The 24360-nt window shown below is 43.7% G+C and carries 16 protein-coding genes; 13 read left to right on the forward strand and 3 right to left on the reverse strand.

Annotation, left to right across the window (positions count from 1 at the left end; all coding sequences use genetic code 11):
* Positions 1–334 precede the first annotated feature (334 nt).
* From DWW10_RS26735 to DWW10_RS18195, 12 genes are all read left to right on the forward strand, one after another.
* Complete coding sequence (locus DWW10_RS26735) at positions 335–3031, forward strand: hypothetical protein (protein WP_182021465.1); 2697 nt, start codon at positions 335–337, stop codon at positions 3029–3031.
* 171 nt (positions 3032–3202) lie between these two features.
* The gene (locus DWW10_RS18145; protein ID WP_118422021.1) at positions 3203–4381 is read left to right on the forward strand and encodes a Wzz/FepE/Etk N-terminal domain-containing protein; all 1179 of its coding nucleotides are present in this window, start codon (positions 3203–3205) and stop codon (positions 4379–4381) included.
* Positions 4374–6023, forward strand: a complete 1650-nt coding sequence (locus DWW10_RS18150; protein ID WP_118487231.1) for an ABC transporter ATP-binding protein — start codon at positions 4374–4376, stop codon at positions 6021–6023. The genes DWW10_RS18145 and DWW10_RS18150 overlap by 8 nt, the downstream gene beginning before the upstream one ends.
* 5 nt (positions 6024–6028) lie before the next feature.
* Positions 6029–6886: a hypothetical protein gene (locus DWW10_RS18155; protein WP_118422023.1), complete on the forward strand. Its 858-nt coding sequence runs from the start codon at positions 6029–6031 to the stop codon at positions 6884–6886.
* A 132-nt stretch (positions 6887–7018) separates the two neighbouring features.
* Positions 7019–8140: a nucleotidyltransferase domain-containing protein gene (locus DWW10_RS18160; protein ID WP_022391806.1), complete on the forward strand. Its 1122-nt coding sequence runs from the start codon at positions 7019–7021 to the stop codon at positions 8138–8140.
* A gap of 12 nt (positions 8141–8152) precedes the next feature.
* A complete protein-coding gene (locus DWW10_RS18165) occupies positions 8153–9022 on the forward strand; it encodes a hypothetical protein (protein WP_022391807.1) in 870 nt (289 codons plus the stop codon).
* Positions 9023–9139: 117 nt separating this feature from the next.
* Positions 9140–10627, forward strand: coding sequence for a TolC family protein (locus DWW10_RS18170; RefSeq protein WP_022391808.1), 1488 nt, complete (start codon positions 9140–9142; stop codon positions 10625–10627).
* 47 nt (positions 10628–10674) lie between these two features.
* Positions 10675–11661: an HlyD family secretion protein gene (locus DWW10_RS18175; RefSeq protein ID WP_022391809.1), complete on the forward strand. Its 987-nt coding sequence runs from the start codon at positions 10675–10677 to the stop codon at positions 11659–11661.
* 32 nt (positions 11662–11693) lie between these two features.
* Positions 11694–12872, forward strand: coding sequence for an ABC transporter permease (locus tag DWW10_RS18180; RefSeq protein WP_007210521.1), 1179 nt, complete (start codon positions 11694–11696; stop codon positions 12870–12872).
* Positions 12872–14113, forward strand: a complete 1242-nt coding sequence (locus tag DWW10_RS18185) for an ABC transporter permease (protein WP_022391810.1) — start codon at positions 12872–12874, stop codon at positions 14111–14113. The genes DWW10_RS18180 and DWW10_RS18185 overlap by 1 nt, the downstream gene beginning before the upstream one ends.
* A gap of 216 nt (positions 14114–14329) precedes the next feature.
* Entirely contained in the window at positions 14330–14770 is a 441-nt protein-coding gene (locus DWW10_RS18190; protein WP_118422024.1) for a DUF6078 family protein, read from the forward strand.
* A 498-nt stretch (positions 14771–15268) separates the two neighbouring features.
* Positions 15269–17377 (forward strand): BT4734/BF3469 family protein, encoded by a 2109-nt coding sequence (locus DWW10_RS18195; protein WP_022391812.1) that lies wholly within the window; start codon positions 15269–15271, stop codon positions 17375–17377.
* A gap of 17 nt (positions 17378–17394) precedes the next feature.
* Here the strand turns inward: DWW10_RS18195 and DWW10_RS18200 are convergent, their stop codons facing one another.
* Genes DWW10_RS18200 through DWW10_RS18210 form a run of 3 tightly spaced genes read right to left on the reverse strand, consistent with a single transcriptional unit; the run spans position 17395 to position 22286 of the window.
* Positions 17395–18909 (reverse strand): beta-N-acetylhexosaminidase, encoded by a 1515-nt coding sequence (locus DWW10_RS18200; RefSeq protein ID WP_022391813.1) that lies wholly within the window; start codon positions 18907–18909, stop codon positions 17395–17397.
* Entirely contained in the window at positions 18909–21200 is a 2292-nt protein-coding gene (locus DWW10_RS18205) for a GH92 family glycosyl hydrolase (RefSeq protein ID WP_022391814.1), read from the reverse strand. Before DWW10_RS18205 ends, DWW10_RS18200 begins: the two co-directional genes overlap by 1 nt.
* A 21-nt stretch (positions 21201–21221) precedes the next feature.
* Positions 21222–22286 (reverse strand): SGNH/GDSL hydrolase family protein, encoded by a 1065-nt coding sequence (locus tag DWW10_RS18210; protein WP_022391815.1) that lies wholly within the window; start codon positions 22284–22286, stop codon positions 21222–21224.
* A 130-nt stretch (positions 22287–22416) separates the two neighbouring features.
* Here DWW10_RS18210 and DWW10_RS18215 point away from each other — a divergent pair, with 130 nt between their 5' ends.
* Entirely contained in the window at positions 22417–24318 is a 1902-nt protein-coding gene (locus DWW10_RS18215) for a TlpA family protein disulfide reductase (RefSeq protein ID WP_022391816.1), read from the forward strand.
* Positions 24319–24360: the final 42 nt, after the last annotated feature.

Here is a 24360-nt window from a genome sequence, read left to right on the forward strand (position 1 = left end):
TTTAGGAAATTTGTTTCTTACTTTGCAGGCTGAAAAGGCGGTTTGCTCGTCTTTTTTATAGAAAGATTTGCAAGGCTATTACTAAGGATAACCTGATTCTTTTGATAGTCAGAGATGCATATTACCAGTTAATAATGAAGAGATTTTTAATATTACTAACAATTTAAATTTTATGATTATGAAAGTAGAAAAGGAAATGAAGTATGAAGCTCCAGAAGTGGAGGTTTTAGAGGTAGAAGTAGAATTGGGATTTGCAGCATCGCCTGAAAAGCCTGAAATACCTGAATGGTAACTAGAACTAATAACTAAATGTTTTATTAATCAAATAATTAAGATGAAAACAAGGTATATCTTAGCTTCTTTAAGTTTAGTGGGTTTGTTTGCTTCTTGCCAGAATGAGGAATTCGTGGCTGAACAAACAAGCAATGTGTTAAAAGGGCGCCCTACAGTGAATTTGACTTTAGAGAAAGGCGTAAATACCCGTTTGGTTGTAGGTGATAATGATGCTGTTGGATACAATAGTACTGATGAATTAGGTGCTGTCATTGTAGATGGGCAGACTCTATGGTCAATAAATGCTGGTCATGTTGGGAATAATAAATTCTATTATGACGAAACATCAGGTAAGTTTGTAACTAAGGGAACGACTGCTATTGGTTCTTGGGTGTTCTATACACAATATAGTAGTGATATGACAACTCAAAGAGATGCTATCACCTATTCATTTAAGCAAATTCAGGAAGGCGATGCAACTTCAACAGCTTCTACGGCAACAGGCGTGGATTTCTTTGTATCACCGATAGTTCAGTTGGATGGATATGAAGGAGAGGATTTAGCTTTTTCTGTTCAAACACCATCTATCAATACTCGTGCTGTAATTGATTTGGCTTTTGATGCAAGTTTGGATGTTACAGAAGTGCAAAAGATTGTTGTGGCAGCAAAGACTACTGGAGATAGTCCAACTCAATTTATCCTCAAGGGAAAGATTGATAATACGAAATTGGAGGTAGCTGATGTAAGGAGCGCAACTTTAGTAGGTGCCGATAAAACTGCTAATGAGGTAATTTTAGAAGCAGCTCAGGAAATGTCTAATGTAGGTGAGTATAATGCAGCAACTCTTGAGAGTGATTTTTCTTCAATTGTAGAAGCTCAAGGCGTAGCAAATGACCAAGCAACATTCTTAGCTCTAGATTGTATTAGTCATGACGAAAATGCGACAGCAATGCCTGTAATCAATAATGAATTTAAGAGCATTATGCTGTTACCTGCAGATAGATATAAGAGCTTGACACTGTATGTGTATACAAACAAGGGAATCTATAAAAAAGAAATTAAGAATCCTACACCTGAAAACGACCAGGCAGTAGATGCTGATTTTTGGTTGAGACGCGGTCATCGTGTAAACTTGGCTAATATTACAAAATCAGCTAGTGCTGTTACAGAGAAGTTGTCTATAAAAGAAGCTAATCTCATTGAAAACTCGGTAGCTGCTACTGAAACAGATGGTACTGTTGTTTTGAAAACTGCTGACCTGATTGCTGCGATCAATGCTATTCAAACAGATGGTAATGTAGAAATTAATGTTATTGGCGATGCTAATCATCAGACGATTATCAATAAAGCTGTGATGGATGCATTAACTGAGGTGAAAAAAGCAAAGCCGAATGTTCAATTAATATTTAGTACACCAATGAATATTGAGGGTACTAGTGATGCAGCTGCTCCGCTTGATTTGCATGACATTACTTTTGAAGAAGGGGCTACTTTAACGGCGGGCTATGCTGTGGTCAATTCAGATATAAATATTCCTGCAACAAAGAATATAACAGTCACTGCAAATACTACATTGATATTTGCAGAAGCAGCTAATGAAGATCTTTCTTATGTTTATACTGGCCTTGTAAATAAGGGTACTGTTAATGTAGGAGCCAGCATCTCTATTGGTACTATTACTAATTTTGGAGTTATTTCTATTGATGAAGAAAAAGCGTTGACAACAACGGCAGATGTAATCAATAATGGTATTGTTACAAATAATGGTACTTGGAACATTAAGGGTAATACAGAAAATACAGTTATGGATGCATCCGCTGCAACGATCAATAACTTTGGTATCATTAATATAAAAGGAGCCACTGCTAATAGCAATATTATTAATAATGGTAAGCAAACAACATCAGGCGCTACTATTACTGCTGAAGGAAAAGGCATAATCAATGTAATGGAAACGTTTGCTAATAAGGGAATAATTAACAATTATAAGTCTTCAGTTATTTTAGTTAAGACTGGTGATGCCGTTTCTTCTGCACTGAACAATGAAAGTACGGCAACTATCAACAACTATGGTGATTTGTATTGTAATGAAGGTAACAATACTATTAATAATGTCGGTAGCATATATGCAGAGTCCAATTCTACTACTTATATTACTACCAATACGAATGATGTTAGTTCTGAGTATACTACAACTAATACGGCCAATATGGGAGAAATTTTCTTGAATGCACGTAATAGTGACGTAAGTGTAACTACAGTTGCTAAGAAGGGATATATTTCATTCGCTGTTCCATCTTCTGTGAGTAAAATAGACGCGCAATCTGGTGATAAATTCAACAAAGTTTATCTGAAAGGTAAATGTGAAGTAGCAAGTCCTGCTGTTAAATATGTTGTAGCAGATGCTGGAACAGATGAAGTTATTTTGACGAATAACCAATATGCAGAACTGACATTTAATACAGATGCTACTATTTATGCTGATCCTGTAACGAAGGTGAAAGTTGGTAAACTATCTGTTGCAAAAGATGTGAGAGTAAAACTTCCGACAGAGAATGCTATGGGAGTATATGATGTTGATTTTACTACTACTACTCTTACAGATAAATGCAAGACAAGTGCAGAAATCGAGAATAAGGGTACTATTTTAGTTGGTGGTAATTTCTGGAGCTCATTGTCGCTACCTAGTTCTGGTACATTTGCTTCCGGTGATGGTAATACCAGTGCATTCCACTGGGGTGAAGCAGATTGGAATTAAATTGAAACTCTTTCGATATATTATCGAATAATCAATAAGTTACCCGTCATTGACTAAATGTATCAATGACGGGTTTCTTAATTTGTATGGTAAAAGATAATATCCTCGGATATTTATGTCTGGAAAACTCTATAGACTATTGACAATATTTTTTATATACATGATTCTATAATGAATAGTAGTACTATAAATACGGAAAATGTGGAACTGTTCTCTCAAGGGCAGGAGGTAGATCTACTGGGAATAATCAAGAAAATTTACAACTTCCGAAAATTATTACTTAAGGCCTGCTGTATCGGAGCTATTCTGGGAATAATTATGGCTTTCAGCATTCCTAAGGAATATACGGCAAATACACTTATTGCCCCGGAAGGTTATCGCAGAAGCTCCTCTTCGGGTATAAGTGCATTAGCTGATATGGCAGATATAGATATAAGTTCTTCTTCTGCTACCGAACGGGATGCTATTTATCCATCCTTATATCCTTCTATTGTCAGTTCAACACCGTTTCTTATTCAGCTTTTTGATATTAAAGTACATGAGCAGAAAGACAGCACTATAATGCCTCTTTCCCGATACCTGAAAGAACGTCAGAAGAGACCGTGGTGGAGTGTCATTACATCGGTACCAGCTAAGCTGATTGACCGGACTATTTCTCTATTCAAGGATATATCGGACGAAAACAGAGAAAGAACAAAGACTAAAATAGACCCTTTTTGGCTAACCCGTGAGGAGGCAGGTATGGCTGGGGCCATTTCTTCCAGAATTAATATTGAGGTGGACAAAAAGAAAAAGACCATAAAAATATTTGTTACCATGCAGGATCCACAGGTTGCTGCTACAGTGGCTGATACCGTACAGGCACGACTGAAGAAATACATAACAGAATATAGGACAAGTAAGGCACGCCGATTGTTGGAATATGCGGAAAAGCTTCGTAAAGAAGCACGGGCAGAATATTATGAAGCTCAGAAAAGATATACCCGATATGCAGATGGCAATCAGGGACTGGTGAAACTGACTTCGCGTGCCGAGCAGGCAAGATTACGGAATGAAATGGATCTGGCTCAGGCTATCTACAATCAGACGGAACAACAAGTACAAATCGCTAAAGCAAAGGTAGAGAAAGAGACTCCCGTCTATGCAGTAATCCAGCCGGTACAGATTCCACTTAGTCCCTCGAAGCCTCGAAAAATGGTAATCCTTGCGGGATGTATCTTTTTGGCAGGCGCAGGAAGCATTAGCTGGATTTTGTTTGCGAAAGACTTTGTGGAAGGCTTTTTAAGAAACATAAGGAGAAAAAGAAAGACATCGGAAGACGAATATAATCAAATGGTAGCTGATGATTAAAGAAATAATTCAGTTGCTACCTGAAAAGCAACGCAAGCGGGGTGTATGGGTGGCTTTTTCGGTATTATTGCGTGCTATCCTTGATTTTGCAGGAGTGGCGGCACTGATACCTATATTGCTGGCAGTGGTAAAACAAGACGGCGGACGGGGCATGATGCTGGTATTGTGTGGTGCCGTGTTGCTGTTTGTATTGCTGAAGAATGCCTTGGTGGTATTCCTGGCACGTGTACAAAGTCGTTACCAGTTAAAGATATATCGGGAATTCAGCAGACGGATGTTTGCCAATTATTACCATCGCGGATTGCTTTTCCTGAAAGGGAAGAGCAGTGTACAACTGGGGCATGAGGTAAACTATGTTTGCTATATGTTCAGTTCATGTGTATTGGCTCCGGTCTTTCGCATGGCGGGAGAGGCAGTACTGGTGCTGCTGATGGTGACGGCGCTTGTCGTCTGGGAGCCGCTTGCCGGTTTTTTGCTTTGTGCGTCTTTTCTGCCTCTGGCCGGTCTGTATGTGGGTTTGGTACGGAGACGCCTGCGCCGTTATGGCATGGAAGAATTGGAAGCACGTCGCAAACAGAGCCGCACGGTAGTGGAAGCTTACCGTGGATATGCAGAACTGGAGATAGCCCGGGCTTTCCATACCTCGCTTGCTTCTTTCGACCAGGGAATGGAGGTTATCGTTCATAATCGTCTGCGAATGGAAGTGTACCAACTTTTTCCGTCTTTCCTCTCGGAAGTAGCTGTAGTGGCCGGATTGGCATTACTGATTGGTACCGGAAGTGGTGACTTGGGATTGGTAAGTGGCGTGTTTGCGGTAGCAGCTTTCAGGCTGATTCCTGCCGTGAGAGCTGTATTGAACAGTTGGGTGACACTTCAAAATGCTTCGCATACTATAACGGTGGTGAAAGAGGGCATACGCGAAGAATCGCAGCAAGGGATGCAAAACGAAACACCTTTTACACTTAAACAGAATATTGAATTGCGAAAACTCAGTTTTGCCTTTCCTGACGGGCATACACTTTTCAGTAACCTGACTCTAAGTATCAGTTGTGGTGAACGTATCGGTATACGCGGAGCAAGCGGTTCGGGAAAATCGACTCTTTTTAACCTGATGCTTGGCTTCTTCCCACCTACATCCGGCGAGATACTTATAGATGGCAGGAAGCTGACCTCTACCAACCGAAGTGAGTGGCATAAACTGGTGGGATATGTACCGCAGGAGATATTTATTATAGAAGGTACACTCGCTGATAATATAGCACTGGGGCAACCGCAGGTTGACCGAACAAAAGTAATGCAGGTTTTGGAACAAGTGCAACTGAAGGAATGGCTAGATGAATTATCACAAGGATTAGATACACCATTGGGTGAATATGGCAGCCGATTGTCTGGTGGCCAGAAACAGCGGATTGGCATTGCAAGGGCACTTTACAAAGAAGCTGAAGTCTTGTTCTTTGATGAAGCCACTTCCGCTCTGGATAACAAGACGGAACAGGAAATCAATCATGCATTGGAAATGCTTTCACTACAGCATCGTGAACTGACATTGATTGTCATAGCCCACCGTGAAAGCTCGTTGTCCTTTTGTGACCGAATATTCGATCTGGACACATGTGATATAGTATATAACAATAAGGAATAAAAGAAATGGAACAGGATTATTTAATAGCCGGACATCGTATCCGGGTGAAAGGTGAGAGGCTGGTACAGGCGATAGATGCATTAACAGGCTTTACCCCCTTTAAAATAATGGCAGATGGAGAGCCTCTTTGTCACTTTGTAGAGTCTACCACAGAAGCACCTTTATTTGAAACGGTGTTATATACGAATGAGATAGATGGTATTGTCAGTCATTTCGGCCGGTATAACAATGGCTTTCTCTTCGTAATGCTGCCTCCTGAAGGTGAAGCACTTGAGCTTTGGTTGGACGAAAACAAACAAGTGGCCAGTTTCAAGGGGAATTATAATCTCCGCCTGCTTCGGTTTGCATGCTGGATTGCCTATGGAGTGGCAACAATACCTTTCCAAACAGTGGCTATTCATACCAGTACTATTGTATGCCGGAATAAAGCGATTCTCTTTTTGGGAGAAAGTGGTACAGGTAAGAGTACCCACACCCGTTTGTGGCGCGAAAATATACAAGGTGCTGTTCTGTTGAATGATGACAGTCCTATTCTTCGCATCATAAACGGAGAGCCATGGATATATGGCAGTCCATGGAGCGGAAAAACACCTTGTTACAAAAATGAAAGTTATCCGTTGGCGGCTTGCATACGCTTATCCCAGGCTCCATTTAACCAGATTAAGAAACTCAGTGTGGTTCAAGGGTACGGTGCGTTGCACCCTTCGTGCCCGCCTGATTTTGCTTACAGCGATGAATTGTATGATTATATCAGTAGTGCTTTGAGTTCATTACTTTCTGCTGTACCGGTTTATCATCTGGCTTGTCTGCCCGATGCTGATGCAGCGTATCTTTCTCATGATACGATCTTTGGCACCATGTGAAAGTAGTTTTCACCTCCGGAAAGGTAAAAATAAGCAGTGTACAGCATAAAAAATGAACAAGTTCATTTTTTATGCCCTTGGTTTGCATTATCTTTGCCCCGGAAAAGAAAACAGTGAATTCAGCAGAAGAATATGACTCCGATACAAAAACAGTTTTTTGCACTGGTGCAATCAGGTCTATGGGGCACACCTGTAGACGCCACTCTATTTAATGTACAGACAGATTGGCCGCAACTGTACCAATCAGCCAAAGTGCAAGCCCTACTAGGCATCACATTCGATGGTATGCAAACTCTGCCGCAAGAACTGCGTCCGAAGCGTGAACTTTATTTAAAGTGGTGCAATGCATTACTGCAAATAGAAGAGAACAATCGCATTCTGAATCAAGAGATCGCTAAGGTATACACGCTCTATCGTGCTAATCAGATAGAACCGGTTCTGCTGAAAGGACAAGGAGTGGCACAAAATTACCTGAATCCATTGCACAGACAATGCGGAGACATTGATTTATATATAGGTCCCAAGAATTATGAAAAGGCCAACAAGCTGTTAAGGACAGAATCTACCGGAGAACACGAAGAGAATCATAAACATACATGTATACACTGGCATGGTGTAGACATAGAAAACCACCGAGTACTCTCCCGGCTCAGTTCTCCTTCCTCCGACAAGAGTTTCCAACTGGAAATAGCCCGGTGGCATGGTACAACTGCTTGCCGGAATCTAGAAATAGAAGGTTACCAGGTAACTCTCCCTCCCCTATCTTTCGATGTAGCCTACGTGCTGACACACTCTGCATTACATTTCCTCAATGAGGGAATCGGACTCCGCCAGGTATGCGATTGGGCCAACATACTCCATACACAAAAAGACAATATCGATCTTAAAGAAATTGCTGATTTACTGCAAAAATGGGGATTAAGCAAAGCTGCCAAAATATTCGGGGTTGTAGCCGTAAACTATCTGGGACTCCCCATGGAAGAGTTGCCTATCCCCTATACTCAAAAAGATTTGGAAACCGGTGAATGGTTACTCAATGATATATGGCAAGGAGGCAATTTTGGGCAACATAACCAAAATCGCAAGCAACGCCCTAAAGGGTACTGGAGTGGAAAATGGTACACTTTCACCCGCGCCACTCAACGATGCCGTGAATTCGGAGCCTTGGCACCGGCCGAAGCACGTTGGTATCCTCTTATGCTTGCCGTTCATTCTGCTCAGATACAATGGAATAAAATGTGGAACAGAAATTAATTAGAAAATAGAATGAAAAATAAGTATTTAATCGCCATAGGAACTCTGTTAGTATTATTATTAGTAGGAGTTACCGTGTTATTACTCTCTGAGAAGCAAACCAACAAAGAACTGGTACAGGAATTCCAACTGGAGAAGGAAGACCTGGAAAACGAATATACGCGCTTTGCACAACAGTACGATGAATTGAAACTGACAGTTTCCAATGACTCCCTGTCTGTATTGTTGGAACAGGAACAATTAAAAACCCAACGTTTACTGGAAGAATTGCGTACCGTAAAAAGTAGTAATGCCGCAGAAATACGCCGCTTGAAAAATGAGCTTGCTACTCTGCGTAAGGTTATGATAGGATATATCAACCAGATAGATTCACTGAACCGCCTCACTGCTCATCAGAAAGAGGTAATTGCACAAGTGACGCAGAAGTATAACGATGCTTCCCGTCAAATCAGCAATCTGTCGGAAGAGAAAAAGAATCTGAATAAGAAAGTCACCCTTGCCGCCCAGTTAGACGCTACCAATATCAACATACAAGCTGTCAACAAACGGGACAAAACAGCCAAGAAGGTGAAAGATGTAGTAAAATTCAAAATAGGATTCACAATCGTCAAGAATATAACTGCCGAGACAGGAGAACGTACTATCTACGTACGTATCACCAAACCGGACAATGATGTATTGACCAAAAATCCCGCGAATACCTTCCCATACGAGAACCGCGAACTGGGTTATTCCATCAAGAAGTACATTGAATACAACGGTGAAGAACAAAATATAACCGTATATTGGAACGTGGAAGAATACTTATATGCAGGTACTTACCGTGTAGATCTCTTCGCTGACGGAACACTTATCGGCTCGCAATCCTTTACATTGGACTAAAAAAGTTTAAATTATTTTGAGGTCTCACTGAAAGCCTATACATTTGCATCGTTGTTTATGCAATTATTGTTGCGTCACAAAACAACGTTTTAATCACCTTAATAATGTATAGACACGATGAGAAAGTTCTTCTGTTTCACTTGGTTGGTATGTCTGACCTTCTCAGTCTGCGCACAAGAGGTTTTAAGCCTCGATAGTTGCCGTTCATTGGCAATTGCCAATAACAAAGAACTACTGATAAGCCAGGAGAAAATAAACTCTGCGCATTATCAGCGAAAGGCAGCATTTACCAATTACCTTCCCGACATTTCCGCCACCGGTGGATATATGCGCACCCAAAAAGAAATTTCACTATTGAGCGATGCCCAGAAAGGTGCATTAGGTTCAATGGGAACTCAGGTAAGCGGTGCTATGCAAAATGGTATACAAGGTATACTGACGCAGCATCCTGAGTTAACACAGAATCCACAGTTCATGGCGCTGATCCAGGCATTGGGCAACGCAGACATTGCTTCTCCTCTCAATGGTCTCGGAAACTCCCTCGTTGATGCATTCCGTACAGATACCCGTAACATGTACGCCGGTGCTCTGACGTTGACACAGCCCCTGTACATGGGTGGGAAAATTCGTGCTTACAATAAGATTACCAAATACGCCGAAGAACTGGCACGCCAACAACATGATAGTGGTCTGCAAGATGTAATCCTCAGTACCGACCAGGCTTATTGGCAAGTCGTATCGCTTGCCAGCAAAAAGAAATTGGCAGAAGGTTACCTCAAATTATTGCAGAAACTGGAAAGCGATGTGGATAAGATGATTGCCGAAGGTGTCGCTACCAAAGCAGATGGTCTGTCGGTAAAAGTAAAAGTAAACGAAGCGGAAATGACACTCACCAAAGTAGAAGATGGACTGAGCCTTTCCAGAATGTTACTATGTCAACTATGTGGTCTGGACCTCTCCTCTCCCATCCTCCTGAAAGATGAAAAGGAAGATGACCTCAAGCCCGATCCGGTAGCTGCCAATGGCATTGATCTCAATACGGTTTATGCTACACGACCGGAAGTACGCAGCCTGGAACTTGCCACAGAAATCTACAAACAGAAAGTAAATGTCACCCGTTCTGAATACTTGCCATCATTGGCTTTGATGGGTAGCTACATGATGACCAATCCTTCTGTTTTCAACGGATTTGAAAAGAAATTCAAAGGCATGTGGAATGTCGGCGTAGTATTACAAGTGCCCATCTGGCATTGGGGAGAAGGTATGTATAAGGTTAAAGCAGCCAAAGCAGAGGCCCGCATCGCCCAGTATCAGTTGGATGACGCCAAAGAAAAGATTGAGCTTCAAGTCAACCAGTCGGTTTTCAAAGTGAATGAAGCTGCAAAGAAGCTGATTATGGCAGAAAAGAATCTGGAAAAAGCAGATGAAAACCTCCGTTATGCTACACTCGGATTTGAAGAAGGCGTGATTGCTGCCAGCAACGTACTCGAAGCACACACAGCCTGGCTTTCTGCCCAGTCCGAAAAGATAGATGCACAGATTGACGTAAAACTGACTGACATCTATCTGAAGAAGGCGTTGGGAGAATTAAAAATTAATAATTAAAAATTAAAAGGGTGAGAGCTCATAAATCATAATTCATAATTACTTAAATGGATACCAAATCACAAAACAGTAACATGCTACTAGCGTTCTTAACGCTGACAGGCGTCATTGCCATTGTAGCCGTAGTGGGTTTCTTCATGTTGCGCAAAGGACCGGAAATCGTACAAGGCCAAGCTGAAGTCACGGAGTATCGGGTATCGAGCAAAGTGCCGGGACGAATTCTGGAATTCCGCGTAAAGGAAGGACAAAGTGTACAAGCCGGAGATACCCTCGCCATACTGGAAGCTCCGGATGTGTTAGCTAAGCTGGAACAGGCTCGGGCCGCAGAAGCCGCTGCTCAGGCACAGAATGAGAAAGCACTGAAAGGCGCCCGCCACGAACAGGTACAGGCTGCCTTTGAGATGTGGCAAAAAGCCAAAGCAGGACTTGAAATAGCCGAGAAATCTTACAAACGTGTGAAGAACCTTGCTGATCAGGGCGTGATGTCAGCCCAAAAGCTGGATGAGGTGACTGCACAACGCGATGCTGCCGTTGCAACAGAGAAAGCTGCCAAAGCTCAATACGACATGGCAAAGAACGGCGCGGAACGGGAAGATAAAGCAGCAGCTTCCGCTCTGGTAGATCGTGCCAAAGGAGCCGTTGCAGAAGTAGAATCTTATATCAAAGAAACTTATCTTATAGCCCAGACTGCCGGAGAAGTTTCGGAAATCTTCCCCAAAGTGGGTGAATTGGTAGGAACCGGTGCACCGATCATGAACATAGCCATACTGGATGATATGTGGGTAACATTCAATGTTCGGGAAGATTTGCTGCAAGGTCTGACAATGGGGACTGAATTCGAAGCTTTCGTTCCGGCATTGGATAAAAATATCCGCCTGAAAGTGAACTATATGAAGGATCTTGGTACTTATGCAGCCTGGAAAGCTACGAAAACAACCGGGCAATTTGACCTGAAGACTTTTGAGGTAAAAGCTTTACCACAGGAGAAAGTGGAAGGCTTGCGTCCCGGAATGTCGGTGATACTGAAGAAGTGATTAACGGTTAGTGATTAGTGATAAGTAAAGGGATGGCACGAGATAAGAAATATATAGCTTTGTGGAACGTCATGAAACGGGAAGGCCGACGGCTCGTTTCCCGTCCGCTGTACCTGTTCTGCATGGTGATAGCGCCGTTGTTCTGCTACGTGTTCTTCACGACGCTGATGGATTCGGGGTTACCGGTCAATATGCCTGTAGGGGTGGTGGATCAGGATATGACATCCACTTCGCGCCAATTGATGCGAAACCTGGATGCATTTGAGCAGACCGCCATCGTAGCCCATTATCCTACTATCAACGAAGCACGTGCCGCCATGCAGAAAGGAGAAATCTACGGATTCTACTACATTCCGAAAGGTACCACTGCCAAGGCGCAATCTCAACGGCAGCCTACCGTATCGTTCTATACCAACAATACGCTGCTTATCGCCGGTTCTCTGCTTTACAAAGATATGAAGATGATGAGCGAGTTGGCATCGGGAGCCGCCGCACGCACCAGTTTGTATGCTAAAGGTGCTACGGAAGACCAGGCTATGGCATTCCTGCAACCCATCGTCATCGATACACATCCGCTGAACAATCCGTGGCTGAATTACTCCGTGTACTTGTGTAACACATTTGCACCGGGTGTACTGATGCTGCTTATATTTATGATAACGGTTTACTCCATCGGTGTGGAAATAAAAGACCGTACCGCACGCGAATGGCTGCGCATGGGAAATAATTCCATCTATATCTCCCTTGCAGGAAAGCTGTTGCCTCATACGGCTATTTTCTTCCTGATGGGAATATTATATAATGTATATTTATATGGCTTCCTGCACTTCCCCTGCAACAGTGGCATCATGCCGATGCTTCTTGCCACTCTCTGCCTTGTACTGGCTTCGCAAGGGATGGGTGTACTGATGATAGGTACATTGCCTACCCTGCGTCTGGGACTGAGTTTTGCATCCTTATGGGGAGTGCTTTCATTCTCTATGTGCGGACTATCATTCCCTGCCATGGCAATGCATCCGGTTCTGCAAGGATTAGCCAATCTGTTCCCGCTGCGTCACTATTTCCTGATCTATGTAGACCAGGCCCTGAACGGTTATCCGATGATTTATTCATGGATAAACTATGTGGCGTTACTTATTTTTATGATGCTTCCTTTCTTTGTCGTACACCGACTCAAAGAAGCGTTGATTTATTATAAATACGTGCCATAATGAAACATCTGACGTTCAAACAGAAAGTAGTACAAGGTATCCACGACCTATTCTATATCTGGATACGGGAATTCCGCACGACCTTTCGCGATCAGGGCGTGCTCATCTTCTTTGTGCTTGTCCCGTTGGTGTATCCATTGATTTACGCTTTCATTTATACCAACGAAACCATACGGGAAGTGCCTGCTGTGGTAGTGGATAACTCACGCAGTTCGTTAAGCCGCGAATACCTGCGCAAAGTGGACTCCAGTCCGGAAGTGAAGATCGTATCTTATTGCGCCGACATGGAAGAAGCCAAACTGATGCTGAAAGATCGTCTGGCTTATGGCATCATCTATATACCTGCTGAATTCAGTGAAGATATTGCACGGGGAAAGCAAACACAGGTCAGTCTGTATTGCGATATGAGCGGATTGCTTTATTACAAATCTCTGCTGAACACCAATACCAGCGTGTCACTGGATATGAATGCAGATATCAAAATGCAACGTGCCGGCAATACCACCAACCGCCAGGATGAGATTACCGCCTATCCGATAAAATATGAAGATGTTACCTTATTCAACCCCGCAAACGGTTTTGCGGCTTTCCTGATACCTGCGGTATTGATACTGATTATTCAGCAAACCTTGCTGCTGGGTATCGGACTTTCTGCCGGAACAGCCCGCGAACAGAATCGTTTCAAAGATTTGGTTCCTATCAACCGCCACTACAACGGCACATTACGTATCGTGCTGGGTAAAGGTTTAAGTTACTTCATGGTGTATGCACTTGTATCCGTATATGTGCTCTGTGTAGTGCCACGTCTGTTCAGTCTCATCCAGATAGCTCAACCGGGTGTACTGACCCTCTTTATGTTGCCTTATCTGGCAGCATGTATTTTCTTTGCCATGACAGCTTCTATTGCCATACGCAACCGTGAAACCTGCATGTTAATATTCGTCTTCACATCCGTACCTTTATTGTTCCTTTCGGGTGTTTCCTGGCCGGGAGCCGCCATGCCAGATTTCTGGAGATACTTCTCTTATATCTTCCCGTCCACTTTCGGCATCAATGGCTATGTACGCATCAATAGTATGGGAGCTACACTGGGCGAAGTATCCTTTGAATACCGTGCATTATGGATACAGGCAGGCATCTACTTCCTGACTACTTGCTGGGTATATCGCTGGCAAATTATCCAGAGCAGGAAGCATGTAATTGAGAAATATAAGGAATACAAAAAACAAGTCGTTTCCTAAGTGAATGCTATAAACCGGTTCCGTATGGCTTTTGCTCGTCTGCACTTTCTCGTCGGCGGCATAGCGAAGCAATTGCCGGACCGCAAGTTCCGCTAATATCGATTATACCCCCTTTCTTATGGAGATTTTCATTAAACTACTCCACCCGTTACCATTTTTTGCCTAAATTTGCACTGCCTCTACCTAACAATAAAATAAGAGACCAAACCGATAAATATGGCAAACGAATTTGACTACCAATCCGTACCTTACGGATTTGCACATTGCTTCAACCAACAATGTACAAAATGTGATAAATGCCTGCACCACCTCGTTGCAGAGAATTGCACTTCGCAATATCCCACCCTACTTACTATAAATCCCAATTGCATTCCTGCGGACACAGCTACATGCCCCTATTTCAAAAGCAACCAGAAAATTCATGTGGCATGGGGAATCAAACATCTTCTGGATAATGTGCCGCATAAATATGCGAATCCTATAAGAATCCAATTGATGAGTCACTTCGGAAAGACGATGTATTACCGCATCTACCGACAGGAGCAGGCATTGCTCCCCGAAGGACAAGCATACATCCGCCAGGTATTCAAGCAGAATGGCATTACCGAAACACCTCAGTTCGAAAGATTCAGTGATGAATACAATTATAATGATTAATTAAAAACATCTGTCATGCTATCACGCAAAAGAGTTCATCAATTTGATTACTAATACATTAAAGCGTGATAGATAGGCGTGATAGATCATTTTCCCTCTCAATCATCTATCACGAATTTCTCCCATAAGAAGAAGCACATTGCTTTATACCCCACTTATCACATAAAGTATTATTCCGTTAGTTCTCAGCATGAAACTTTTAGTTTCATACAATGAAACCTTTTGTTCCAACGGTCCAAACAGACAGTTTCAACGGTTGGAACCTTTTGTTTCAACTATTGAAACCATTTGTTTCAACAAGCGAAACTTTTAGTTCCAATAAGTGAAACTCAACACAAGAACCTGCACGAATCATTCGGAATACGAGTCTGTTTGAAAAAAGTCACATAACTACCCACAAATAAACATGAGATTAGTTGCAATGGGAGCATAAATGCCGTATCTTAGTAGTCCGGCTACAAGCCGTTTTTTTATATCTATTTTTAAAGAAAAACGAACGTGAAAATTACCCAACTAAGAGAAAAAGACGGGAACATGACACTAAGCACGATGGACTTAGATACATTCCTACAGAAGATTAAGACAGAGACGAAGACAAAACCCATCTCCACCTACCGCGAACAGTTGCGATACACCCTACCCGACAAACGCTGTGGCGAAGCAAACCGGCTTCCACAAGTGATACCCGCCGCCGAATTCCGCAAAACAGACGGTGTCCGGCAAATGAAAGCATACAACGGTATCGTAGAACTAACCGTAGGTCCGCTGTCCGGAAAAGCGGAAGTGGCACTTGTAAAGCGTCGGGCGTGGGAGCAACCGCAAACCCGTCTGGTCTTCACCGGATCGAGCGGACGAACCGTAAAGATATGGACCACCTTCACCCGGCCGGACAACTCACTGCCCCGCAAACAAGAAGAGGCAGAAACATTTCACGCCCATGCCTACCGCCTGGCTGTGAAATGCTATCAGCCCCAACTCCCCTTCGATATTCTGCTGAAAGAGCCGAAACTGGAACAATATTCCCGGCTCTCCTTCGACCCCGAAGCCCTATATCGCCCGGACTCCGCGCAGTTCTACCTCGTACAACCCGCTTCCATGCCCGACGAACCTACCTATCGGGAAACCGTACAAGGCGAAAAATCTCCCTTGACACGTGCCCTGCCGGGATATGAAGCGGAAGAAGCCGTAATCATGCTTTTTGAAGCCGCCGTGCAAAAGACATTCACCGAACTGGCAGAAGCAGAGAGCAAGAGCGAAACCCCGATCGGTGAAGACCTGCAACCCATAGTTACACGCCTGGCGGAGAACTGTTTCCGCTCAGGTATCCCCGAAGAAGAAACCGTGAAACGTACCTCCTTCCATTACTACTTTCGCCAGAAAGAAGCCCTCATCCGGCAAACCGTACGAAGTGTGTATCAGGAATGTAAGGGTTTCAACACCCAATGCAGCCTCAGCAAAGAACAACGGCTTGCCATACAAACGGACGAATTTATGAAACGCCGCTATGACTTCCGCTACAATACGCAAGTGGGCGAAGTGGAATTTCGCGAACGTCATTCGTTCCGTTTCCGCTTCTCACCCATCGACAAGCGAGCCCTAAACAGCATTGCCCTCGATGCCCAGAGCGAAGGTATTCCGCTATGGGACAGAGACATCAGTCGCTACATTTATTCCAATCGTGTGCCCGTATTCAATCCATTGGAAGATTATCTGTACAACCTTCCACGCTGGGATGGGCAAGACCGAATCCGCGCACTGGCGCAAACTGTGCCCTGCCGCAATCCGCACTGGGCGGAACTGTTCCACCGTTGGTTCCTCAATATGGTGGCTCATTGGCGTGGCAGCGTGGACAAGAAATACGCCAACAGCGTTTCACCCCTGCTGGTCGGTGCGCAAGGTACCCGGAAAAGTACCTTCTGCCGAATCATTGTCCCACTTGAGATACGTGCCTACTACACGGACAGCATTGATTTCTCGCGCAAACGTGATGCAGAGCTTTCTCTGAATCGCTTTGCACTGATCAATATCGACGAATTCGACCAGATAAGCATGACGCAACAGGGATTTTTGAAACACATCCTCCAGAAACCTGTGGTAAACGTTCGCAAACCGTATGGCAATGCCGTACTCGAAATGCGCCGTTATGCCTCATTCATTGCCACCAGCAATCAGAAGGATTTACTCACCGACCCTTCGGGCAGCCGCCGTTTCATCTGCATCGAAGTGACGGGCGTCATCGACACCACCCGCCCGATAGACTACAGTCAGCTTTATGCCCAAGCCATGTACGAACTGGATCATGGCGAACGGTATTGGTTTGACCAGTCGGATGAGCGTATTATGACCGAGAACAATCATGATTTTGAGCAAATTCCGCCGGAAGAACAGCTTTTCTATCGTTATTTCCGCATTGCCAAAAACGATGAAGAAGGAGAATGGCTGTCATCTGCCGAAATATTGAACCGTATCAGGAGATACAGTGCTATTCCGTTGTCAACCAAGAAGGTAAATGTATTCGGAAGGATATTGCAGAAACACGAAATACCGTCTAAGCGTACCCGGTTCGGCACACTTTATCATGTGGTGGAATGTGATAGATACCCGTGACAGATATATTCTAATAATTATCCATTTTGTAACACATCTTCTTTCTCTGGTGCAGTAGGTTCCGGTCGTCTTTCAGGGGCAAACGGATCGAAATAATAAATATTTTTGGTATCCAGCCAATGCAGGAAAAAGGGCAAGCGCCGCATAAAACGACTATAATCTTTCCGTCCGGCAGGTGTCCAGGCTGCCTCGGCAAGTGCAATAAGACGTGGAAAGACCATAAAATCCAATCGTTTAACATCAGCGACGCGTTCTGTCCAAAGTGAGTACTGCATACCCATAATCTGACTTTCATACCCCTTAAACAGATGTTCTATCGAAATAGGGAATGAGAAAACATCCTCTATCGGATTATATCCATCCCAGTAACGCCCAACATTGTGTGTGGAATACTGCACAAAGTCGCCATACATCGGACGACGCGGAGTCATAATAACACGATATCCACTTTCGAGAGCTTTCAACAACTGATACCTACGATCATGACGCCACCACATCACTACTGCTTTATCCGGCGATACACCGGCATCCACAATCTCATCCCAACCGATCATTGTTTTACCTTTGGCAGCAATAATATCTGCCACACGGCGCACAAAGTATTGCTCCAATCCGGTTTCATTCATTAATTGTTTATCTTTAATAAACTGCTGTATCTGTGAATCTGTAAACCATTCCTGATTACCGAAATGCACTTCATCACCTCCAATATGAATATAAGGAGAGGGGAACAGAGTAATCAGTTCATCCAGCACATCACTTATGAAACGGAAAGTTTCTTCTTTGCAAGGGTGAAAAGTAAAATCTTTCCATCGCCCCTCACCACCACCGGACAATTCCGGATAGGCACGGCAAGCAGCAGTGGCATGTCCGGGCATATCGAATTCCGGCACAATCATAATGTGCCGTGCAGCTGCATAGGCAACAATATCTTTAATATCCTCCTGCGTATAGAAAGCAGCAGGTGCCGACGGATCATGATAATTCCCTTTGGATCCAACCTTTGTCAACAAAGGATATTTCTTTATTTCAATACGCCATCCCGGTTCATCCGTCAGATGCCAATGAAAAACATTCAGGCGAAGAGAAGCCATTATATCAAGTAACTGCTTGACTTTCTCCTTGCCAAAGAAATGGCGGCTCTCGTCGAGCATAAAACCCCGCCACGAATAACGGGGAGCATCATTGATTACACAAGCGCTTGTAGTACCTTTCCCGGAACGCAAGAGTTGCTTCAAAGTTTCTTCTCCCCGGAATGCTCCGGTTACGGTAGCCGATTGAATAAAAACTGAATCGGGAGTTATCTCCAAACGATAAGCCTCATCAGCCCCCGTAGTGCAATCCGGTGTAATGCGTTGTATGACTCGTGACGGAAGTACATTATTTGTCTCAAGTACCTTGTTTTCGGCAATAGACAGTACGAACTCTCCTTTTGCCGGGCGATATTGTGCCGGTTCAGGAATCACATTTTGTGCAGAGATAAAGACTGGCAGAAAAAGACTTACTGCCAACAGGTTAATTTTAGTTGTCATCATTGATATATCTTAAAACAATTTCCCATTTCAAGTTCCAGTACCCCACCCTTCACGATCTCATTATGCGTTATCCACAAACGGTTCAATTTCTTACCGTTCAATGATACCGACTGAATATAGATATTCTGAGGCGAGTTATTATGCGCTATGATTTTGAAATTCTTACCGGAATAGAAATGCGTATCCAGGTTTATCACTACGCTTTCGAAGACAGGACTGGTAATCTCATAACGGGGATTTCCCGGACAAACCGGATGAATACCCATAGCCGCCAGTACATACCATGCCGACATCTGCCCTACATCTTCGTTTCCACACAATCCCAGAACATCATCACCATAAGCTTTATCACAAATCTTTCTCGTCCACTTCTGTGTCAGCCACGGGCAAGAAGAGTAATTGAAAAGGAATGGTACATGATGGTTCGGTTCATTAGGATGATTATAATAATCGTTCCATAAAAAATCTTCCGGAACATTGGCAAAGAACTCTTCCAGTTCCGCATCAAACTTCTTTTGTCCTCCCATCAGAGCTTTCATTCCGTCAATGTCATGAGGGACAAACCAACCTTGCTGGAAAGGATTGCTTTCCGTGGTACCCTGATCCTGTGCCGTACGACCTCGCCAAGGCAACCAGCCTCCACCCTTCACGCGGGCACAAAACCACTGCACGCTATCGCACCACACATTCCGGTAAGCTTTGGCACGCTTTTCATATTCAGCTGCTTCTTTCTTTTTGCCCAAGGAACTCATGAGTTGTCCTAAGCACCAATCCGTATAAGCATACTCCAAAGTATGGGAAAGACTGCCGGGAGTATATCCCAGATCTCCATTACCAAACTGCTTCTGTGTATTCGCAGCATACTCAACGGCTTTCTGTACATCGTACTCCCGGATCCCCTTTTCATAGGCATCCGCCAGTACTGAGATAGCGGGATTTCCCAACATACAGCCAGAATATGCATTCACTACTTCCCAACGTGGGAAATACTCCTTCCCACTTAATTGGGCAATCTGGATCAAAGAGTTTATCTCATCATTCACCAATCGGGGATTAATCAATGTTTGCAATGGGAACTGACTACGGAATACATCCCAACCGCTAAATACAGTACGATAGGTAAAATTCTCCGTTTGGTGAATCTTCTTATCCGCACCTATATACCGGCCGTCGCAATCGGAGAAGCAACGTGGATCGATCATTGTATGATACAAAGAGGTATAAAAGATAGTCTTATCCCTTTCGCTTCCCTCAACCTTCACCGAAGAGAGTGCCTGATTCCACAGATTACGTGTATTTTCTTTTACCCGCTCAAAATTCCAGTCCGGAATATCCTGTTCCAGATTGCGCTGGGCACCTTCCATGCTGACAAATGATATACCGCACTTCAGTTGCACCTGTTCGTCTTTCCGGGTAGGAAACTCTGTATAAAAGCCCAAATGCTTTCCCTGTGCCTTCCCGGGAGCAGGTATGAGCCGGGCATCCTTAATATAGTTGAAATAGGCCGGATTGTCATTGGCATCATTCTTTCTGCTAACACCCTCAGGAATAGAAGCACTCCAAACGCCGTATTCCGTCAATGGGCGATCGAAACAGCAATAGAAGTAAACGGTATAATCAGATTTCCCCGAACCGTTTCCCCAACCTCCACAAGCGGGCGTGCATTTCATCCATCCCCGAATCGTATATTCGTCCACTTTTTCCACATACTGTTCATCGGATGTGCCACCAATTCTACGGGCCAGATCGATCTGGATACGTGACTTCTCCGACTCCGGATATGTGAAACGCAGAATCCCCGAACGAGGTGCGGATGTCAGTTCCACCTTCACCTGATAATCTTGCAAGTATACCGAATAGTATCCGGCCTGTGTAATCTCCGTATCATGGGAATAGCTGGAACAGTAACCTTCTTCCGGTTTATTTTCGGTACCCTTGAATGTTCGTAATGGTCCGGTGGTAGGCATTACCAGAAAGTTTCCGAAATCGCCATACCAGCCAATGCCGCTTAAATGCGTAAAGCTGAAGCCTTCGATAGTAGAATGATGCCACGAATATCCGGGACCGTTATCACCACCGGTTTTAGTATCCGGACTCAACTGTACAAGTCCGAAAGGAGTACAACTTCCCGGAAAGGTTTTCCCCAATCCATGCCCCGACTTTCCGGCCTCTGCCGACGTTGAAGCACCAATAATCGTATTGACATAATCCACCGGCTCTTTTTGAGCAAATGACAGAGTAGAAAAAGAAATCAATAAAGCGGATAGCCAAAGTCTGCCATATTCCATAGAATAATAAATTAGAATGAGTTACCGGATATGTTTTTTGATTAACGGATATAATACTTCCGCATAGCGCATAAAGCCCAGATCTGTAAAATGAATACCATCAACAGTAGCCTCACCATCGTGCCCGATGATATCCTTTGAAGAAAGAAGATAGATATTCTTCTCACCCTTTTTCTTCATTGACTGGAAAATAGCCGCAATCGTTTCATTTTTAGCTTTCACTTCCCTTGCAATCTTTTTATCGAAACGGGAATGAGTGAAAATAGGATCTTCTACAAAAAGTATGGGAGTATCGGGATGTTTGCTGCGAACGATCGAGTAGAATTTCTCCGCCCGTTCCTTCATCTGTTCCACTGTGGCATTAGGAAGGAAATCAAGCACAAACATGGAAGCATCGACCGTAGCTATAAGTTCCGCAATCTCCAGATCGAGCAAAGCATTACCACTAAATCCTAAATTGATACATTCACGATTGAGCCAACGTTCCAGAATATTGGTATGGGCCATTCCGGGACGGGAAGCACAACCACCCTGTAAAATACTGGTTCCATAAAAAACAACGGGCTTCTCACGTACCGGCAAACTGACTTCAGGTTGGTCAAGCGTCGAAAGGCTATCCACACCAATGGCTAATGAGGTGACTCCGTCATACAAAGAAAGATATAAAAGATATTCCCGTTCTTCAGGATCCATATTCTTCACGATAGTAGCCTCATTTACCTTTCCCTGAGGCCGCCCGCTACCGGCAAAGACCCACTTACCATCTTGCAGGCAATACAGATCCAACCCTTTGATTCCGGTAGGAGTCATATGATTCATACTTCTGTTATCCCTCACTTCCCACTTTGCCCCAATGCATGTAGAGTTGGAACGGAAGCGCAAAGCAAGCCCGGCACTATTGCGTCCCAATTCCCAAAGCGGTTTGCGGGAAACAGATTCCAAAGAAGCCGGAAGGCGTTCGTAACGGGTAAGAGTAGCATCCGTAGCTTTGCCTAACAGGGGAAAAGCGGAAGCATCGTGATAAAGAAGCTGGGCATGAGTAGAGGCTGCCAGCAGCAATCCGAAAATTAAAGCTTTGGTTCTCATGATTTAATAGATATTAAGATGACCCAAAGTTACACTGAAAAACTACATTTTTCATTCGTTTTACATCAATTAACAAGCAAGATGTTCTACAAATACGAAAGATTCGTAACTTTGGTAAAAACTATATAGTATGAAAAAACTCAATTTTCTCCTTAGCAGTCTGCTACTATGCATATGCTGCACCATTCAAGCTAAAAACAAAGTGATTGAACAACCTCCGTTCGTCGTAAGTAGCACCACCTCTATTGAAGTCAGCCAGGTCGAAATCAGTGACACGGCTACAGTCCTGCACATTTTTGCCAAATACCGGCCTAAAAACTGGATAAAGATTGCTTCGGGAAGTTACTTGCAAGATAATAACGGAAAGACTTACCAACTACGTTCGGGCATAGGCATCACGCCGGATGCAGAGTTCTGGATGCCGGAATCCGGTGAAGCTGAGTTTCAGCTGGTATTTCCTCCTCTTCCCGCATCCGTTACATCCATCGACTTCACAGAAGGTGCCGACGTTGAAAATGGATTCAGTATTTGGGGAATCCAGTTGAAAGGCAATAATCTGCCGAAGTTAGTACTACCGAAAGAGGCTGTTATCCATAAAGCAGACAAAGAAACTGCCCTGCCGAACCCTGTCATCGAATATGGTAAAGCTACCTTGAAAGGTAAGTTATTGGATTTCCGTCCCGGCATGTCCAAGACCATGACTCTGGTATCATGGGAAAGTGCCAAAGGCGATATATCGGAAGTGCTGGTAGATATCCAACCGGATGGTAGTTTCAGCAAAGAAATATCCTTGGCAGGTACTACACCCGTTTCTATATATATGTCCGGCAGCTCACCCCTCCAACTATTTATGGAACCGGGAAAAACGACTGAAGCATATATCAATTTGCGTGAGATCTCCCGCCGCCGGTCTAAATTCCATAGCGAGGAGAAGCCTTATGGAGAGATTATATACATTAACGGCCCCTTAGCAACTGTTGCACAAGAATTGAATCAGGATATGCCCGACACCAATGTACAAGATAAGGTATATAAGGACATGAAAGCATTTGCCGGTATGGATATAGACACTTACAAATCAAAAGTACTGGAGTTGTCTGCTGAAGTGCAAACGGAAATAGATAAACTCCCATGCAGTCTGGCAACACGTCAAGTACTCACCATCAACAATAAGCTGTCCACAATTGGGTTATTGCGTTTAGTTGCAAATACACTGACATCAGCTGCCATACAGACCAATCAGATAACACGCGAAGAAGCTCAAAAATACTTTATGGAACGGGCACAGAAAATACCGGCTGACTATATTCCAAATGCTAACTTTGCAATACTGAACGATCTGCAAGCCACCCTGTCCAGCAATTACTCAAACATCGTAATCGGTTATTATCAGAAAAGTGATGACCTTGCCAAAACTTGGGGAACAGACAACGGTATCTTCTTTGACATCGTCCGGGTTATTCCCCTTTATCAAAGCATCAAGAATTTCACTCCGCTGACTGAAGAGCAAATTAGCACAATCAACACTTTCCCTTCCGCTTATCGTGAAATGCTGACTGTGGCCAATGATGAACTCCTGGCAAAGATTGAAGCCAATAAGAAAAAGACGGGATTCACAGTAAATGAAGCCGGTGAAGTCAGCGATGAAGACCTCTTTGCTTCCATCATCAGTAAGTTCAGTGGAAAAGTGTTACTGGTTGATTTCTGGGCTACCTGGTGCGGTCCATGCCGCATGGCTAACAAAGAAATGATTCCAATGAAGGAAGAATTAAAAGATAAGGATATTGTGTATTTGTATATCACCGGTGAGACATCTCCGCTGAAGACATGGGAAAATATGATTCCTGATATTCATGGTGAACATTACCGTGTGACAGCCGCCCAATGGAATTTCTTAGGCAAGAGTTTCAATGTTTCAGGTGTTCCCACCTACCTCATTATTGACCGCGAAGGAAATATAAAATACAGACAAGTAGGTTTCCCCGGCGTTAAAACGATGAAAGAAGAGCTTCTGAAAGTAACCGACCAATAAGAAAGAAGTACCGGACGGTACGAAGCCCGTTAAAAAGAAATG

This window comes from Bacteroides intestinalis, assembly GCF_003464595.1.
GTDB classification, from domain to species: domain Bacteria; phylum Bacteroidota; class Bacteroidia; order Bacteroidales; family Bacteroidaceae; genus Bacteroides; species Bacteroides intestinalis_A.

Coding starts and splice junctions, on each gene's coding strand:
- DWW10_RS18190 (WP_118422024.1), top strand. CDS start 14,330: ATGGCAAACGAATTTGACTACCAATCCGTACCTTACGGATTTGCACAT.
- DWW10_RS18160 (WP_022391806.1), top strand. CDS start 7,019: ATGACTCCGATACAAAAACAGTTTTTTGCACTGGTGCAATCAGGTCTA.
- DWW10_RS18150 (WP_118487231.1), top strand. CDS start 4,374: ATGATTAAAGAAATAATTCAGTTGCTACCTGAAAAGCAACGCAAGCGG.
- DWW10_RS18200 (WP_022391813.1), bottom strand. CDS start 18,909: ATGACAACTAAAATTAACCTGTTGGCAGTAAGTCTTTTTCTGCCAGTC.
- DWW10_RS18185 (WP_022391810.1), top strand. CDS start 12,872: ATGAAACATCTGACGTTCAAACAGAAAGTAGTACAAGGTATCCACGAC.
- DWW10_RS18205 (WP_022391814.1), bottom strand. CDS start 21,200: ATGGAATATGGCAGACTTTGGCTATCCGCTTTATTGATTTCTTTTTCT.
- DWW10_RS18145 (WP_118422021.1), top strand. CDS start 3,203: ATGAATAGTAGTACTATAAATACGGAAAATGTGGAACTGTTCTCTCAA.
- DWW10_RS18170 (WP_022391808.1), top strand. CDS start 9,140: ATGAGAAAGTTCTTCTGTTTCACTTGGTTGGTATGTCTGACCTTCTCA.
- DWW10_RS18165 (WP_022391807.1), top strand. CDS start 8,153: ATGAAAAATAAGTATTTAATCGCCATAGGAACTCTGTTAGTATTATTA.
- DWW10_RS26735 (WP_182021465.1), top strand. CDS start 335: ATGAAAACAAGGTATATCTTAGCTTCTTTAAGTTTAGTGGGTTTGTTT.
- DWW10_RS18175 (WP_022391809.1), top strand. CDS start 10,675: ATGGATACCAAATCACAAAACAGTAACATGCTACTAGCGTTCTTAACG.
- DWW10_RS18215 (WP_022391816.1), top strand. CDS start 22,417: ATGAAAAAACTCAATTTTCTCCTTAGCAGTCTGCTACTATGCATATGC.
- DWW10_RS18155 (WP_118422023.1), top strand. CDS start 6,029: ATGGAACAGGATTATTTAATAGCCGGACATCGTATCCGGGTGAAAGGT.
- DWW10_RS18210 (WP_022391815.1), bottom strand. CDS start 22,286: ATGAGAACCAAAGCTTTAATTTTCGGATTGCTGCTGGCAGCCTCTACT.
- DWW10_RS18180 (WP_007210521.1), top strand. CDS start 11,694: ATGGCACGAGATAAGAAATATATAGCTTTGTGGAACGTCATGAAACGG.